Below are 16,960 nucleotides of genomic sequence, written 5' to 3'. Positions count from 1 at the left end.
ACGGCTTTAGTTCAGCATATTTCTAATGACATAGTGCAATATGCCGTCATTCTGGTAGTAAGTCAGCTCGGTGGCGGTATCAATGCGACAGCGGCAAGGCACCGTTTCTTTGCTGCCGTCCGATCTCGTTAACGTCACCGGAATGGTCGCGCCAGGGCGCAGGTTTTGCAGATCCGCGATATCAATCACCTCTTCCCCGGTCAGTCCCAGCGTTTTACGCGTTACGCCCTGTGGAAACTCCAGCGGCAGGATCCCCATCCCAATCAGGTTTGAGCGGTGGATACGTTCGAACGACTCGGCGATCACCACGCGAATACCTAACAGCCGCGGACCTTTTGCCGCCCAGTCACGGCTCGATCCCGACCCATACTCTTTCCCGGCAATTACCGCCAGCGGCGTTTTTTCCTGCTGGTAGAGCATCGCGGCATCATAAATCGACATCGCTTCCGTGCCCGGCAAATGCCGCGTCATCCCACCTTCGACGCCGGGCAGCATTTCGTTGCGAATACGAATATTGGCGAACGTACCGCGCATCATCACTTCATGGTTGCCGCGCCGTGATCCATAAGAGTTAAAATCCTTCCGCTCAACGCCGTGGTTTTGCAGATAGCGTCCGGCGGGACTGTCCGGCTTGATACTGCCGGCCGGAGAAATATGGTCGGTCGTTACCGAATCCCCCAGCATCGCCAGGATACGCGCGCCGTGGATATCTTTGACTGGCGCAGGCTGGGCCTGCATTTCATCAAAGAAAGGCGACAGGCGAATATAGGTTGAATCCGACTGCCAGCCGTAGGTATCGGAAGATTCAACCTGAATCGATTTCCATTCTTCCGTGCCCTCAAACACTTCCGCATACTCTTTACGGAACATATCCGATGATACCAGTTCAACGGCGCGGGCAATTTCCTGCGCTGAAGGCCAGATATCCTTCAGGTATACCGGATCGCCTTTACGATCATACCCCAGCGGGTCTGTCGCGAGGTTAATATTCATGTTTCCGGCCAGCGCATACGCGACCACCAGCGGCGGCGACGCCAGCCAGTTCGTTTTCACCAACGGATGGATACGCCCTTCAAAATTTCGGTTACCGGAAAGCACGGCCCCTACCGTCAGATCGCCTTTTTTAATCGCGGTCTCAATAGGCTCAGGCAACGGACCGGAGTTCCCGATACAGGTCGTACAGCCATAACCGACCAGGTTAAAACCGAGCTCATCCAGATAAGGCGTAAGTTTGGCCTGCGCCAGATAGTCAGATACCACTTTTGACCCCGGCGCCAGAGAAGCCTTGACCCACGGTTGACGCTTCAACCCCAGCGTTACTGCTTTTTTCGCCAGTAATCCCGCCGCCATCAGCACGCTGGGATTCGAGGTATTCGTGCAGGAGGTGATGGCGGCAATGACGACAGCGCCATCCGGAAGCTGATATGGCTGTCCGTTCATCGTATAGTCAATCGGCTGGCGATCTTTTTGCGCGGTATTCAGCTCCAGCTCGGCGCTGGCGGCAAAGGCTTTCGGCACATCGCCTAACGCCACGCGATCCTGCGGGCGTTTCGGCCCGGCCAGACTGGCCTCGACATCGCCCATATCCAGTTCCAGCGTACTGGTAAATACCGGTTCGTCTCCGGGATTGCGCCACATTCCCTGCGCCTTCGCGTAGGCTTCAACCAGCTCGACCAGATCGTCGCTACGTCCGCTTAATCGCATATATTCCAGGGTGATGGCGTCAATGGGGAAGAAACCACAGGTTGCGCCATATTCCGGCGACATATTAGCGATGGTCGCGCGATCCGCCAACGGCAGCGAATCCAGACCATCACCATAAAATTCAACAAATTTACCCACGACGCCATGCTTACGCAGCATTTGCGTGACGGTGAGCACCAGGTCAGTAGCGGTGATTCCCTCCCGAAGTTTACCGGTTAACTTAAAGCCGACGACATCCGGGATAAGCATCGACACGGGCTGACCAAGCATTGCCGCTTCCGCTTCGATACCACCCACACCCCACCCCAATACGCCCAGACCATTAATCATGGTCGTATGGGAGTCAGTCCCCACCAGCGAGTCCGGGTAAGCAATCCACTCCCCGTCCTGTAATTCGCTCCAGACGGCTTTACCCAGGTATTCCAGGTTAACCTGATGGCAAATGCCGGTTCCGGGCGGCACCACGCTGAAACGGCTGAATGCCTGCTTTCCCCATTTCAGAAACATATAACGCTCATGGTTACGTTCCATTTCCAGCCGCACGTTTTCTTCAAACGCATCGTCATCGCCGAAATGATCGACCGTCACAGAGTGGTCAATAACCAGATCAACCGGCGATAACGGGTTCACTTTCGACGTATCGCCGCCAAGGCGTTTAACGGCTTCACGCATCGCCGCCAGGTCGACAACGGCAGGCACGCCGGTAAAGTCCTGCATCAGGACACGGGCGGGCCGCCAGGCAATTTCACGATCGGCATGGGCATTTTTAAGCCAACCGGCCAGCGCCTGAATATCTTCATCAGTCACAGATTCGCCGTCCTGCCAGCGCAACAGGTTTTCCAGTAACACTTTAAGTGATTTGGGCAAACGGGCGATATCGCCCAGGGATTTGGCAGCCAGCGGCAGACTGTAGTAATGATACGTTTTATCTTTGGCCTGCAATGTATCCTTACTGGCTTCTCGTAGGGTTGACGACATAGCTCCTCCTTAAATGACAGGGTTGCGTTACCCTGATTCTCCACAGGGTTGTATTAAAGATAACACAAACAAAATGTAACGTTTTGATAACAACCCAAATTGCTAAAAGAGGAGAAACCTAACAGGCGAGGAGCGAAGATGAAAAAGCCCGATAAATAGCGCATTATCGGGCTTTGACGAGATTAGACGGCAATCCAGATTAACTCGGCCCAGAACAGTAGCGATAATATAAACGCGCCAGTCCATGACCAATACTTTATATTTGACGTTAACATAGGCGACACCAACTGTGTTTAATCAATACTGAGAGGCACTCAGCACACGGTTGCTGCGGTGTAATAAGACAGCGTTAATAAAACAATAACGCCAATAAAAAGACGGATATTATTTTTGTGACACCTCATCAGCAAAAGCATCAATAAATGCCCGCTGCTGCGGTGTGAGCGTCCAGTGTTGCGGAACAGACCGAAAAACGGTCGTATTCGGGGTGTTATCATCGTCACAAGATTGAATCGGGGGCGCGACCACGCGCTCGCGTTCCGACGTAATGCTCACTTAGCCCCACCAATGCCAGATAACAAGCGCTACCACTACCCAGAACAGCGCAGAACCCACAAAAACCGCCAGCCATGCTTTACGTTTGAGCTCAGGGTCGCGGCGCGGTTCCTGGTTTTCAGAAGGCATTACTAACCTCATGCTATCGGTATCACTTATCATTTCAGCACCAAACAATCGGTACAATTAATCACCAGATGAGACAAATCCTAAATAAACTTTAGTCAAAAATCCAGTCAATTTACGAATCGTTGCCAGTGAATAAATCAATCTTTTGACTCAAGATAACTATTTGGAAAAAGAAACTGGCGGGACGGGTAATTCAACACTATTTTGCTGATCATTACCCGTAATACTTCGAGGGATATTGCAAAAGGCGGCTTTGTCTGCCATGCCACTACGACACAAACCGACGATGCTATTACTTTTCAGGCAGCTTTATATCCTGAAACATCGCTTCAATTTCTTCATTAGAACGCAACGCCACCGCCGTATCCACCACATCACGCGTCAAATGTGGCGCAAAACGCTGGATAAAATCATACATATAGCTGCGTAAAAAAGTACTACGGCGAAAACCAATTTTTGTGGTGCTGTGGCTAAAAATATCGTGCGCGTCAATCCGCACTAAATCAGGATCGGCAAGCGGATCGACCGCCATGCTGGCAATGACGCCAACGCCCAGTCCCAACCTGACATACGTTTTAATCACATCCGCATCGGTTGCAGTAAAGACGATCCGCGGCGTTAATCCTGCGCGATTAAAAGCGGTATCCAGTTCGGAACGCCCGGTAAAGCCGAAGGTATACGTCACCAGCGGATACTGCGCCAGCGCTTCAATCGTTACGGAAGACGTTGCCGCCAATGGATGATCCGGCGTCACCACTATCGAACGGTTCCAGTGATAGCATGGCAACATCACCAGATCGTCATATAAATGCAGCGCTTCCGTGGCAATCGCGAAATCGGCGTTCCCTTTCGATACCGCTTCCGCAATCTGCGTTGGCGACCCCTGGTGCATATGCAGCGAAACGCGCGGGTAACGCTCGATGAAGCCTTTAATCACGCCTGGCAATGCGTAACGCGCCTGAGTATGGGTAGTGGCAATATAGAGCGAGCCTTTATCCGGCCAGGTATGCTCGCCGGCGACCGACTTAATGGCATCGACTTTGGAAAGCACCTCACGCGCAATACGAATAATCTCCTGACCTGCGGGCGTCACCTGAGTCAGATGCTTACCGCTGCGGGCGAAAATCTGGATGCCAAGCTCATCTTCCAGCATCCTAACCTGCTTGCTGATCCCCGGCTGGGAAGTATACAACCCCTCAGCGGTAGAGGAGACGTTAAGGTTATGATTAACCACTTCAACAATGTAACGAAGCTGCTGCAATTTCATAATACATCATCCAGATTAGCGCCATCAGGCCATCGTTTATCTGCAGACTTAATCGGGCTGCTAATACGATTTAATAATAAAAAAGGTGTTAACTATAACCACTATATCACTTATATCTGAACTGTATAGCCAGCGCGATAAAATAATAAGCCCGCTATACCCAAAATAATTCGAGTGATTAAAGGCAACAAGCGAGTGAGTTCCCAGTAGCATAGATAACCGGGTGACTGGGGTGAGCGACAAATCTGCCGGGAGCAGATTCGAACGTCGCGTGCGACGGCCCGTCAGGGCGAGGCCCATGGATGGGCCGAGTAATCCGTAGCCAATACATAAGCCACTTAAAATATGAAGGGGATATAAAAAAGGGCCGCTTACGCGGCCCGCTTGACTACAGTGGCGACAGGCAGGGGTTATTTCTTGCCTTCAACCCACTTGCCGTCGACGAAGAACGCTGACCATCCCGTCGCCTTCCCGTCTTTTTCCGCCGCAACGTACTGCTGTTTTGTTTTGCGGCTAAAGCGAACAACGGTTTTATTACCTTCCGGATCCTGCTGCGGCGCATCCGCCAGATACCGCAGTTTTTCCGGCAGGCGATCGCGGAACCGGTAAAGCTCCTCGACTAATGGCGCGCGCGTTTCGCGTGATTTCGGGAACGTATTGGCCGCCAGGAATATCCCTGCGGCGCCGTCGCGCAGCACAAAGTACGCGTCCGATTTTTCACACGGCAGTTCCGGCAATGGAACAGGATCTTCCTTCGGCGGCGCAACTTCGCCGTTACGCAAGATCTTACGGGTATTTTTACATTCGTCGTTAGTACAGGCCATGTACTTACCAAAACGTCCCATTTTCAGGTGCATTTCGGAACCACATTTCTCACACTCAACGATCGGGCCGTCATACCCTTTGATGCGGAACTCGCCCTCTTCAATCTCGTAGCCGTCACAGGTCGGGTTATTACCACACACATGCAATTTACGCTTCGGATCGATCAGATAGCTGTCCATCGCCGTACCGCACTTCTGACAGCGACGCTTGGCGCGCAGGGCGTTGATTTCGGCGTCGTCGCCTTCCAGCACGTTCAGAACTTCATTTTCCGGCACCAGGTTAATGGTTGTTTTACAACGTTCTTTCGGCGAAAGCGCATAACCTGAACAACCAAGGAAAACGCCCGTACTGGCAGTACGAATTCCCATTTTACGGCCACAGGTTGGACAGTCGATGCTGGTCAGCACCATCTGGTTAGGACGCATCCCCCCTTCTTCCGGATCTTTCTCGGCTTTATCGAGCTGCTGAGTAAAATCGCTGAAGAAGTTATCCAGTACCGCTTTCCACTCGGCCTGGTGATTTGCAACCTGATCCAGACTATCTTCCATCTGCGCGGTAAAATCGTAGTTCATCAATTCGCGGAAGTTTTCTTCCAGCCGATCGGTGACGATTTCACCCATTTTTTCCGCATAGAAACGACGGTTTTCAACGCGAACATAGCCGCGATCCTGAATGGTCGAGATAATCGACGCATAGGTAGACGGACGACCAATACCGCGCTTCTCAAGCTCTTTAACCAGAGAAGCCTCGCTAAAACGGGCTGGCGGTTTAGTAAAGTGCTGAGCAGGCGTCAATTCAAGTAGCGTCAGCGCATCGCCCTTATTCACGGCAGGCAATGTGCGATCTTCATCGCCTTTACGCAGCGCCGGCATCACTTTTGTCCAGCCGTCAAAGCGCAAAATACGCCCACGCGCTTTCAGGCGGAACTCGCCTGCGCCAACGGTAAGCGTAGTAGAGTCATATTGTGCTGGCGTCATCTGACAGGCGACAAACTGACGCCAAATTAGTTGATACAACTTCTGCGCGTCAGCCTCCATGTCTTTCAGCGACTCCGCCATGACAGCAACGTCGGAAGGACGGATCGCTTCGTGCGCTTCCTGAGAGTTTTCTTTGCTGGCGTACTGGTTCGGGTTATCCGGCAGGTATTTCTTGCCGAAATTATCGCCAATATAGCCGCGCACCATGTTGACCGCATCCTGACTCAGGTTGGTGGAGTCGGTACGCATATAGGTGATGTAGCCCGCCTCATACAGACGCTGCGCCATCATCATGGTTTTCTTCACGCCAAAGCCCAGCCGGGTGCTGGCCGCCTGTTGTAGCGTGGAGGTGATAAACGGCGCGCCAGGTTTGCTGCTGGTCGGTTTGTCTTCACGCTCCAGTACGCTATAGCGCGCTTTTTCCAGCAAGCTGACGGCGGCAAGCGTCTGCTCGCGATTTACCGGCCGGAATGGCTTGTCGTTCTGATGCGTGACCTGTAGCGGTAGCGCCTCGCCAGACGGCGTCGTCGTATTGGCGTCAATTTCCCAGAACTCTTCCGGAACAAACGCTTTAATCTCGCGCTCGCGTTCAACGACCAGACGGACCGCGACAGACTGAACGCGACCTGCCGACAAACCACGGGCGATCTTTTTCCACAGCAGCGGCGAGACCATATAGCCTACCACGCGATCCATAAAGCGGCGCGCTTGCTGGGCGTTGACCCTGTTAATGTTCAGCTCGCCCGGCTGTTCAAACGCCTGGCGAATGGCATTTTTGGTTATTTCGTTAAAGACTACGCGACTGTAGCGCGCGTCATCGCCGCCGATCACTTCCCGCAGGTGCCATGCAATGGCTTCCCCTTCGCGGTCAAGGTCGGTTGCGAGATAGATGTGGTCGGCTTTTTCCGCCAACTGTTTCAGTTCAGAGACGACCTTCTCTTTACCGGGCAGCACTTCATAGTGCGCATCCCAGTTGTGCCACGGGTCAACCCCCATACGGTTGACGAGAGCGCCACGTTCATCCTTTTTGGGCTTTTTAGCCGTTTTGGTGGAGGTAGAGTCGGCGCTCTTTTTAGCTGCTGAGCCACTGGTCGGCAAATCACGGATATGACCCACGCTGGATTTCACCACGTAGTCATTACCCAGATACTTGTTGATCGTTTTGGCTTTTGCCGGGGACTCAACGATGACAAGAGCTTTACCCATATTCACCTTTACCTAAGTTGATTCTTCCAGGAATGCGTCGCACGTTGATTCACCTTCCACTGGCGACGAGACAACGATATATGGTCTCTGCGTCTGCGGATATCAACCCCTTGTACTGGCTTTGTGTACGAAATGTAACCCTCAGGTGACTGAGTTAACAGGCTTTTTTGCACACACGCGCTATAGCACGACGGAATTTTGGTCGAATGTCAAGCAATTCTGTTGCCAGATTGACGAAAGCGTCACACTGTACCTGATAAAATTCGATACGCAACTTTATTAGCATGCAAAAACAAATCTTGCCAGTGAACGCAACATGACAAATCCATCAATTTGCTGTGAGAATATTTGCCCATCAGAAGTGCTCAGCGTAGACTAATCTCCTTGTTTAAGGAGTAAAAAATGCATAAAGAGACGCAACCTATCGATCGCGAAACACTGTTGCTTGAAGCCAACAAAATTATTCGGGAACATGAAGACACGATGGCAGGTATTGTCGCCACCGGCGTAACGCAGAGAAATGGCGTGCTGGTTTTCAGCGGCGATTACTTTTTAGACGAGCAAGGGTTACCGACCCCTAAAAGCACCGCGGTGTTTAACATGTTTAAACACCTGGCGCATGTGCTGTCTGAGAAGTATCACCTGGTGGATTAATCCATGCCGGATGGCGCTGAATGCCATCCGGCAATAGCGGTTTACATCAACGGTTTTTGTCCACGCTGCCACCAGCGCAGCAGCAGCCGATCCGCGCTTTCCGCCGCGCTGCCGGTAACACGATCGATCAGTTTTTTACGCTGCATATAGCGCACATTCAGCACCTCACGCCCTTCCATCAGGCCGAGGATAACCTCATCGCTGGTGTTAATCTCATCAACCAGTCCTTTCTCCAGCGCCTGCTGACCGTACCAGTGTTCGCCCGTGGCGACCTGTTCAATGTCCAGAGCCGGACGCATCCGCTGCACAAACTCTTTGAACAGATGGTGCGTTTCGTTGAGATCTTCACGAAACTTCTGCCGCCCTTCTTCCGTATTCTCGCCTAACAAGGTCAGGGTACGTTTGTACTGCCCTGCGGTATGCAGTTCAATATCAATGTCTTTACTTTTGAGAAAGCGGTTAAAGTTCGGGATTTGCGCGACAACACCAATTGACCCCACAATAGCGAACGGCGCCGCGATAATTTTTTCCGCCACGCAGGCCATCATGTAGCCTCCGCTTGCCGCGACTTTATCCACCGTCACGGTCAGCGGAATATTTTTATCGCGCAGGCGCTGCAATTGCGATGCCGCCAGGCCATAGCCATGCACAACGCCACCGGGGCTTTCCAGACGCACAACCGCCCGATCGCCGGGTTTCGCCACTGCCAGCACCGCCGTGACCTCTTCGCGTAACGCATTAACTTCGTGAGCATCCATACTGCCTTTGAAATCTATCACCCATACACGCGGTTTGTCCGATGTCGCAATGTCCCCCAGCTTCGCTTTTGCTTTGGCGGCTTTAGCCTCCTGCTTATGCTTTTTTTTCTGCGCTTTATGCCACAGTTTTTGCTGATGGCCATCCATCAACGCCGCAGCAAGGTCATCCTTCATCTCCTGATACTGCTCGCTCAAATTGGTCACGCGCAGCTCGCCGCGCTGACGTTTGCGTTGCGTAGCATTCACGATCAGCAGCACAATGACGGCAATGGCCACCACAACGGTGACGATTTTTGCCAAAAATAAGCCATATTCAGACAACAATTCCACGACTCCCACCTTGATTAAATAACGCGACTTGCGCTCAGTGTACAACAGGCATCGAAGTCAGTCTCTCTTCATCCGTATGCCTGTTGAGGAAGAAAAAGTATGACAAGACGTTCATTTTACGGCGTTATCGCCCCTGTCTGATTGAAAAAAAAGGCGCTTTCAGGCATAAACCCGAAAAGTTAACGCGAAGATAAGACAACCTGGCAGGACGGTGCACCACACCGTTGAGGAGTAGCCATGCATTACCAACCGAAACAAGATCTATTGCAAAACCGCATTATTCTGGTCACTGGCGCCAGCGATGGCATTGGGCGGGAAGCCGCGCTCACGTATGCGCGTTACGGCGCAACGGTGATTCTGCTGGGACGCAACGAAGAGAAACTGCGTCGGGTCGCGCAGCACATTGCTGACGAGCAACATGTTCAACCACAGTGGTTTACGCTCGATCTGCTGACCTGCACCGCTGAAGAGTGCCGGCAAGTGGCCGACCGCATCGCCGCGCACTATCCCCGCCTGGATGGCGTCCTGCACAATGCCGGGTTACTGGGGGAAATCGGCCCAATGAGCGAACAAGATCCGCAGATCTGGCAGGATGTCATGCAGGTAAACGTTAACGCCACCTTTATGCTCACCCAGGCGCTGTTACCGTTATTATTGAAGTCCGATGCCGGCTCGCTGGTCTTTACGTCATCAAGCGTTGGCCGTCAGGGACGCGCCAACTGGGGCGCCTATGCCACCTCGAAGTTTGCTACTGAAGGAATGATGCAGGTGCTGGCGGACGAATATCAGAACCGTTCTCTGCGTGTTAACTGCATTAACCCGGGCGGTACGCGCACCAGTATGCGCGCCAGCGCCTTTCCAACGGAAGATCCACAGAAATTAAAAACGCCTGCCGATATTATGCCGCTTTACCTGTGGCTTATGGGCGACGACAGTCGCCGTAAAACCGGCATGACCTTTGACGCCCAACCGGGCCGTAAACCAGGAATCGCCCAATGAGTGATGAACGTTATCAGCAGCGCCAGCAGAAGGTAAAAGATCGGGTTGACGCCCGTGTCGCCCAGGCACAGGAAGAGCGCGGTATTATTATCGTGTTTACTGGCAATGGTAAGGGCAAAACCACGGCGGCTTTCGGGACTGCCGCCCGCGCCGTAGGACACGGTAAAAACGTAGGCGTGGTGCAATTTATTAAGGGCACCTGGCCCAACGGCGAGCGTAATCTGCTGGAACCGCATGGCGTCGAATTTCAGGTGATGGCAACGGGATTTACCTGGGAGACGCAAAATCGCGAGGCAGACACTGCAGCATGTATGGCCGTTTGGCAGCATGGGAAACGGATGCTGGCCGATCCGCTGCTTGATATGGTGGTACTGGATGAGCTGACCTATATGGTGGCGTATGACTATTTGCCGCTGGAAGAGGTCATAAGCGCGCTAAACGCGCGCCCTGGTCACCAGACGGTGATTATTACAGGTCGCGGCTGTCACCGGGATATTCTTGATCTTGCGGATACCGTCAGCGAACTGCGTCCGGTTAAACATGCTTTCGACGCGGGCGTAAAAGCCCAGATGGGAATTGATTATTAACCGTAGGCCGGATTAAGGCGTTTGCGCCGCCATCCGGCACAAACCCTCTTGTCTGATGATTCTCGGCCTATAGACCGCGGTAGAGATTACCCGTTGTTATTACGCCCACCGGAGCGGCGTCCGCCAGCTATCTGGCTGTGGCGTTTTACCGCCCGACGGATCTGGTTCGCTTTCATACGACGACGGTCTTTTTCGACGGCAACCTTCGACGAGGTTTCCGGCGGGAGCTCTACCAGACCACGCAGATAGTTCGTTTGCGCGAGGTCGAGCTCAGTCCAGCCGCCGCGCGGCAGGCCTTTCGGCAGCGGGATATCGCCGTAACGAACGCGGATCAGACGGCTGACCTGAACGCCTACCGCTTCCCACAGTCGGCGAACTTCGCGGTTGCGCCCTTCCGTCAGCGTCACGTTATACCACTGGTTAATGCCTTCGCCGCCGCTGAATTTAATGGTCTTAAATGCCGCCGGGCCATCTTCCAACTGTACGCCACGGCTTAAATCACGCAGTTTCGATTCATCCACCTGACCGAACACGCGCACGGCATATTCACGTTCAACTTCACGACTAGGGTGCATCAGGCGGTTCGCCAGTTCACCGTCGGTGGTAAACAACAATAGCCCGCAGGTGTTGACATCCAGACGTCCTACCGCAATCCACCGCGCGCCGCGCAGTTTCGGTAAGCGATCAAAAACGGTTGGCCGCCCTTCAGGGTCATTGCGGGTACACAGTTCACCTTCTGGTTTGTAATAGGCCAGAACGCGGCAAATTTGTTCCGCCGACTCTTTCACCGAAATCAGGTGACCGTCGATACGGATTTTCAAACCGGGAGTGACTTCAACACGATCGCCAAGCGTGGCGATTTTACCGTCAACGCTGACACGTCCCGCTTCAATAATGGATTCGATTTCACGGCGAGAGCCGTGGCCAGCGCGCGCCAGCACTTTTTGTAACTTTTCGCTCATAGAGCTTCCTTCAGGTGTCGCCTTCACAGGCGTCGAACAGGAGAATGAACGGCGCGTTGCCGCGCCATTTTAAGGCCGCGTAGTATACAGGCTTACGCCCTTATAAGAAAGGTGTAACGTCGCCGACGCCTTCGCGCAGCACCACCGGGGAGTCATTGGTCAAATCGATTACCGTGGTAGGCTGTTGACCGAGGTAACCGCCGTGGATGATCAGATCCACCTGCTTCTCCAGCCGATCTTTAATCTCCTCCGGGTCCGACTCGGTAAAATCGCTGCCAGGCAGCATCAACGACGTCGAGAGCATCGGTTCGCCCAGCGTATCCAATAACGCCAGCGCAATCGGGTTTGACGGTACGCGCAGGCCGATAGTTTTACGCTTTTCCTGCAACAGACGGCGCGGCACCTCTTTTGTCCCCTTCAGGATAAAGGTGTAGTTACCCGGCGTATTGTTTTTCATCAGACGAAATGCCACGTTGTCGACGTAGGAGTAGGTCGACAACTCGGACAAATCGCGGCACATCAGCGTGAAGTTGTGGCCGTCCGGCAGATGACGGATGCGGCAAATGCGCTCCATTGCGCCTTTGTCTTCAATTTTACAACCAAGGGCATAGCCGGAATCGGTTGGATAAACAATAACACCGCCTTTACGCACAATGTCGACGGCCTGATTAATCAGCCGTTGCTGTGGGTTATCCGGATGGATATAAAAAAACTGGCTCATACTTCCCTCACTGTGATATTTGCGGCTGTTCCCATGTCTGCCATACGCCTTCAACGCCAGCGGGCAGCCAGAGTTTACGCCCCAACTCAATCCACGGGCAGGGCTGATGGAAATCAGATCCAAGCGATGCCCATAAATGATGCTGACGCGCAAGCGTCGCCAGTTGGGTGCGTTCATTGGGCGATTGTTGGCACTGCGCCACTTCCATCGCGTCGCCGTGATGGTCGGCAAAATGCGCCACTAATCTTTTCAGCCACTTAGCGCTAAGATCGTAGCGTCCCGGATGGGCCAACACCGCCTTACCGCCAGAATGATGAATGACATCAATAGCTTGTTCTATTGTACACCACTGCGGCGGAACGTAACCGGTTTTCCCACGCGCGAGATATTTTTTAAAAACATCCGCCATGGTCGCGGCTTTGCCGCACTCCACCAGAAAGCGGGCGAAGTGGCCGCGCGTCACCGCGCCGCCATTGGCCAGTCTCAATGCCCCTTCCCACGCGCCGGGAATATGGGCTTTTTCCAGACGCTCCGCAATGAGCCGACCACGCGCCTGACGCCGCTGTGTCTGCTGCGCCAGAAAATCGCGCATTGCCGGGTGCGCAATATCAATATTCAGACCCACAATGTGAATCTCATGATTCTCCCAGACCGTTGAAATCTCCACGCCGGGAATAAGATTCAGGGCCAGCCCGCAACGTGAAATTTCTTCTCTTGCCGCAGGGATCGCGGCTGTGGTGTCATGATCGGTAATCGCCAGCGTGCCGACTCGCATCTCTACCGCACGGTGTACTAATGTTTCTGGCGTCAACAGTCCATCGGACGCCGTGGTATGACTGTGCAGATCGTAAATCACTGCGTAATTCGTGTCGCTCAAGGCGGCTCCCATAGAGATAAAGTTATGTCATGTACATCATAACGGTTCCGGCAAATATACTGAAATAGGTGTTGACATTATTCCATCGAACTAGTTAACTAGTACGAAAGTTCACATGAAGAGGGTATCTAAAATGGCAGCGACATTTGCATTACACGGTTGGTGGCGCACTTCCTGATAGCGGGCGGTGTATGAACAGCTGTAATCAGCCAAACGATACCCGGCCCGCCTGTTAAGCGGGCTTTTTTTTGAACAAAATAATGAGAATAACCATGCAAACACCAAAACCCACGCTCGAACTATTGACCTGCGATGCCGCCTACCGGGAAAACCCAACGGCGCTTTTTCATCAGGTCTGCGGCGATCGCCCGGCAACGCTGCTGCTGGAATCCGCGGATATCGACAGTAAAGACGATTTAAAAAGCCTGCTGCTGGTAGATAGCGCGCTGCGCATTACCGCTTTAGGTGACACTGTCACCATTCAGGCGTTATCTGATAATGGCGCCTCGTTATTGCCGCTACTGGATACCGCCCTGCCCGCTGGCGTGGAGAACGAAGTCCTGCCTGCCGGTCGCGTTCTACGCTTCCCGCCCGTCAGCCCATTATTAGATGAAGACGCCCGTTTATGCTCTCTGTCGGTATTTGATGCGTTCCGCCTGTTACAGGGAGTGGTGAACATACCGACGCACGAGCGGGAGGCTATGTTTTTCGGCGGTCTGTTTGCCTACGACCTGGTCGCTGGCTTTGAAGCGCTGCCACACCTTGAGGCTGGCAATAACTGCCCGGACTACTGCTTTTATTTAGCGGAAACGCTGATGGTGATAGACCATCAGAAAAAAAGCACCCGTATTCAGGCCAGTCTGTTCACCGCCAGCGACCGGGAAAAACAGCGCCTGAACGCCCGCCTGGCGTACCTTAGCCAACAGTTAACCCAGCCTGCGCCGCCGTTGCCGGTCACGCCGGTGCCGGACATGCGCTGCGAATGCAATCAGAGCGATGACGCGTTCGGCGCGGTGGTACGCCAGTTGCAAAAAGCCATCCGCGCGGGGGAGATATTTCAGGTGGTGCCGTCGCGCCGCTTTTCACAGCCCTGCCCGTCGCCGTTGGCTGCCTACTACGTGCTGAAAAAGAGCAATCCCAGCCCGTATATGTTCTTTATGCAGGATAATGATTTCACGCTTTTCGGCGCGTCGCCGGAAAGCTCGCTGAAATATGACGCCGCCAGCCGTCAGATTGAGATTTATCCCATCGCGGGTACCCGTCCACGCGGTCGCCGCGCCGATGGTACGCTGGACAGAGATCTCGACAGCCGTATTGAGCTGGATATGCGTACCGACCATAAAGAGCTTTCCGAACATCTGATGCTGGTCGATCTGGCGCGCAATGACCTGGCGCGCATCTGTACGCCGGGCAGTCGCTACGTTGCCGATCTGACCAAAGTTGACCGCTATTCGTACGTGATGCATCTGGTTTCCCGGGTGGTGGGCGAACTGCGTCACGATCTCGACGCGCTGCACGCCTATCGCGCCTGCATGAACATGGGCACCCTGAGCGGCGCGCCGAAAGTACGCGCCATGCAGTTGATTGCCGATGCGGAAGGACAGCGCCGCGGCAGCTATGGCGGCGCGGTCGGTTACTTCACCGCCCACGGCGATCTGGACACCTGTATTGTTATCCGCTCCGCGCTGGTGGAGAACGGTATCGCCACCGTACAGGCGGGCGCCGGAATCGTGCTGGACTCTGTTCCGCAGTCTGAAGCCGATGAAACCCGTAATAAAGCGCGCGCCGTATTGCGTGCTATCGCCACCGCGCATCATGCACAGGAGACCTTCTGATGGCTGATATTCTGCTGCTCGATAACATCGACTCGTTTACCTGGAACCTGGCAGATCAGCTACGGACCAACGGTCATAACGTGGTGATTTACCGTAACCATATTCCGGCACAGACGCTTATCGATCGCCTGGCGACAATGAAAAATCCGGTGCTAATGCTCTCCCCCGGTCCGGGCGTTCCCAGCGAGGCAGGCTGTATGCCGGAGCTGCTGACCCGACTACGCGGCAAGTTACCGATCATCGGCATTTGTCTGGGGCATCAGGCGATTGTCGAAGCTTACGGCGGTTATGTCGGTCAGGCGGGAGAAATCCTGCATGGCAAAGCCTCCAGCATTGAACATGACGGTCAGGCGATGTTCGCCGGGCTGGCGAATCCGCTACCGGTCGCGCGTTATCATTCGCTGGTCGGCAGTAATGTTCCTGCCGGGCTAACCATTAACGCCCATTTCAACGGCATGGTGATGGCGGTACGTCATGATGCGGATCGCGTTTGCGGTTTTCAATTTCATCCTGAGTCCATCCTGACGACACAGGGTGCGCGTCTACTGGAGCAAACATTAGCCTGGGCGCAGCAAAAGCTGGAACCGACCAACACCCTACAGCCAATTCTGGAGAAACTCTATCAGGCGCAAACTCTGACGCAACAAGAGAGCCATCAGTTGTTTTCGGCGGTCGTCCGCGGCGAACTTAAGCCTGAACAGCTCGCCGCCGCGCTGGTGAGCATGAAAATTCGCGGCGAGCATCCCAATGAAATTGCCGGCGCCGCCACTGCGTTGCTGGAAAATGCCGCCCCGTTCCCGCGCCCGGACTACCTGTTTGCGGATATCGTTGGTACCGGCGGCGATGGCAGTAACAGTATCAATATCTCTACCGCCAGCGCCTTTGTCGCAGCGGCCTGTGGACTGAAAGTGGCGAAACACGGCAACCGTAGCGTGTCCAGCAAATCGGGGTCATCCGATCTGCTGGCGGCGTTCGGTATTAATCTGGATATGAACGCCGATAAATCACGTCAGGCGTTAGATGAACTGGGCGTCTGTTTCCTGTTCGCGCCGAAATATCACACCGGATTCCGTCACGCGATGCCGGTTCGCCAACAGTTAAAAACGCGAACCCTGTTCAACGTACTCGGCCCGCTGATCAACCCGGCGCATCCGCCGCTGGCATTGATTGGCGTCTATAGCCCGGAACTGGTGCTGCCGATTGCGGAAACCTTACGGGTACTGGGCTATCAGCGCGCGGCGGTGGTACATAGCGGCGGCATGGATGAGGTTTCGCTCCATGCGCCGACGATTGTCGCGGAGCTGCATGACGGCGAAATTAAAAGCTATCAACTTACGGCGGAGGATTTTGGCCTGACGCCTTACCATCAGGATCAGTTGGCTGGCGGCACGCCGGAAGAAAACCGTGACATTCTGACGCGGTTATTACAAGGTAAAGGCGATGCCGCGCATGAGGCCGCCGTCGCCGCCAACGTGGCGATGCTGATGCGTCTGCATGGTCAGGAAGATCTCAAGGCCAACGCGCAAACCGTGCTTGATGTTCTGCGCAACGGCACCGCATATGACAGAGTCACCGCACTGGCGGCAAGAGGGTAAA

At 53.9% G+C, this 16,960-nt stretch carries 15 protein-coding genes and 1 other annotated feature; of the genes, 6 read left to right on the top strand and 9 right to left on the bottom strand.

Annotated features, from left to right (window positions below):
* Positions 1-6 precede the first annotated feature (6 nt).
* The 5 genes from acnA to topA form a co-directional block, all read right to left on the bottom strand.
* Positions 7-2,682 carry an aconitate hydratase AcnA gene (acnA, locus tag ABVN36_RS20920; protein WP_000099463.1) on the bottom strand — a complete coding sequence of 892 codons (2,676 nt, stop codon included), beginning with the start codon at positions 2,680-2,682 and terminating at the stop codon, positions 7-9.
* A 182-nt stretch (positions 2,683-2,864) separates the two neighbouring features.
* Positions 2,865-2,957 carry a small membrane protein YmiC gene (ymiC, locus tag ABVN36_RS20915; RefSeq protein ID WP_223148964.1) on the bottom strand — a complete coding sequence of 31 codons (93 nt, stop codon included), beginning with the start codon at positions 2,955-2,957 and terminating at the stop codon, positions 2,865-2,867.
* A gap of 280 nt (positions 2,958-3,237) precedes the next feature.
* Entirely contained in the window at positions 3,238-3,378 is a 141-nt protein-coding gene (locus ABVN36_RS20910) for a YmiA family putative membrane protein (protein ID WP_213083417.1), read from the bottom strand.
* Between the two features lie 280 nt (positions 3,379-3,658).
* On the bottom strand, positions 3,659-4,633 hold the full coding sequence (gene cysB, locus ABVN36_RS20905; RefSeq protein ID WP_000776233.1) for an HTH-type transcriptional regulator CysB: 975 nt from the start codon (positions 4,631-4,633) through the stop codon (positions 3,659-3,661).
* Positions 4,634-5,043: 410 nt separating this feature from the next.
* Positions 5,044-7,641, bottom strand: coding sequence for a type I DNA topoisomerase (gene topA / locus ABVN36_RS20900; RefSeq protein ID WP_023138314.1), 2,598 nt, complete (start codon positions 7,639-7,641; stop codon positions 5,044-5,046).
* A 402-nt stretch (positions 7,642-8,043) separates the two neighbouring features.
* On the opposite strand from topA, the gene ABVN36_RS20895 reads away from it, so the two are divergent.
* Positions 8,044-8,295: a YciN family protein gene (locus ABVN36_RS20895; protein ID WP_000548616.1), complete on the top strand. Its 252-nt coding sequence runs from the start codon at positions 8,044-8,046 to the stop codon at positions 8,293-8,295.
* 41 nt (positions 8,296-8,336) lie between these two features.
* Here the strand turns inward: ABVN36_RS20895 and sohB are convergent, their stop codons facing one another.
* A complete protein-coding gene (gene sohB, locus ABVN36_RS20890) occupies positions 8,337-9,383 on the bottom strand; it encodes a protease SohB (RefSeq protein WP_000422082.1) in 1,047 nt (348 codons plus the stop codon).
* Between the two features lie 237 nt (positions 9,384-9,620).
* Here sohB and ABVN36_RS20885 point away from each other — a divergent pair, with 237 nt between their 5' ends.
* A complete protein-coding gene (locus ABVN36_RS20885) occupies positions 9,621-10,382 on the top strand; it encodes a YciK family oxidoreductase (protein WP_000559310.1) in 762 nt (253 codons plus the stop codon).
* The gene (gene cobO, locus ABVN36_RS20880) at positions 10,379-10,969 is read left to right on the top strand and encodes a cob(I)yrinic acid a,c-diamide adenosyltransferase (RefSeq protein ID WP_001278856.1); all 591 of its coding nucleotides are present in this window, start codon (positions 10,379-10,381) and stop codon (positions 10,967-10,969) included. The genes ABVN36_RS20885 and cobO overlap by 4 nt, the downstream gene beginning before the upstream one ends.
* An 86-nt stretch (positions 10,970-11,055) precedes the next feature.
* Here the strand turns inward: cobO and rluB are convergent, their stop codons facing one another.
* From rluB to rnm, 3 genes are all read right to left on the bottom strand, one after another.
* On the bottom strand, positions 11,056-11,931 hold the full coding sequence (gene rluB, locus ABVN36_RS20875; RefSeq protein WP_001291233.1) for a 23S rRNA pseudouridine(2605) synthase RluB: 876 nt from the start codon (positions 11,929-11,931) through the stop codon (positions 11,056-11,058).
* Positions 11,932-12,031: 100 nt separating this feature from the next.
* Positions 12,032-12,652 carry an L-threonylcarbamoyladenylate synthase gene (locus tag ABVN36_RS20870; RefSeq protein ID WP_000077250.1) on the bottom strand — a complete coding sequence of 207 codons (621 nt, stop codon included), beginning with the start codon at positions 12,650-12,652 and terminating at the stop codon, positions 12,032-12,034.
* 7 nt (positions 12,653-12,659) lie between these two features.
* A complete protein-coding gene (rnm, locus tag ABVN36_RS20865) occupies positions 12,660-13,541 on the bottom strand; it encodes an RNase AM (protein WP_000500435.1) in 882 nt (293 codons plus the stop codon).
* 121 nt (positions 13,542-13,662) lie between these two features.
* Between rnm and trpL the strand changes: the two genes are divergently transcribed.
* From trpL to trpD, 3 genes are all read left to right on the top strand, one after another.
* Positions 13,663-13,707, top strand: a complete 45-nt coding sequence (gene trpL, locus ABVN36_RS20860) for a trp operon leader peptide (RefSeq protein WP_010989026.1) — start codon at positions 13,663-13,665, stop codon at positions 13,705-13,707.
* Positions 13,684-13,779, top strand: a sequence feature (Trp leader region). It overlaps the preceding gene by 24 nt.
* A 22-nt stretch (positions 13,780-13,801) precedes the next feature.
* Complete coding sequence (trpE, locus tag ABVN36_RS20855) at positions 13,802-15,364, top strand: anthranilate synthase component I (protein WP_112324604.1); 1,563 nt, start codon at positions 13,802-13,804, stop codon at positions 15,362-15,364.
* Entirely contained in the window at positions 15,364-16,959 is a 1,596-nt protein-coding gene (trpD, locus tag ABVN36_RS20850; RefSeq protein WP_000763489.1) for a bifunctional anthranilate synthase glutamate amidotransferase component TrpG/anthranilate phosphoribosyltransferase TrpD, read from the top strand. Before trpE ends, trpD begins: the two co-directional genes overlap by 1 nt.
* Position 16,960: the final 1 nt, after the last annotated feature.

The organism is Salmonella sp. SJTUF15581, from assembly GCF_043356775.1.
Classification (GTDB): Bacteria; Pseudomonadota; Gammaproteobacteria; order Enterobacterales; family Enterobacteriaceae; genus Salmonella; species Salmonella enterica.
Note: the sequence above shows the minus strand (reverse complement) of the source record. Positions and strands in the feature narration are given on the sequence as shown.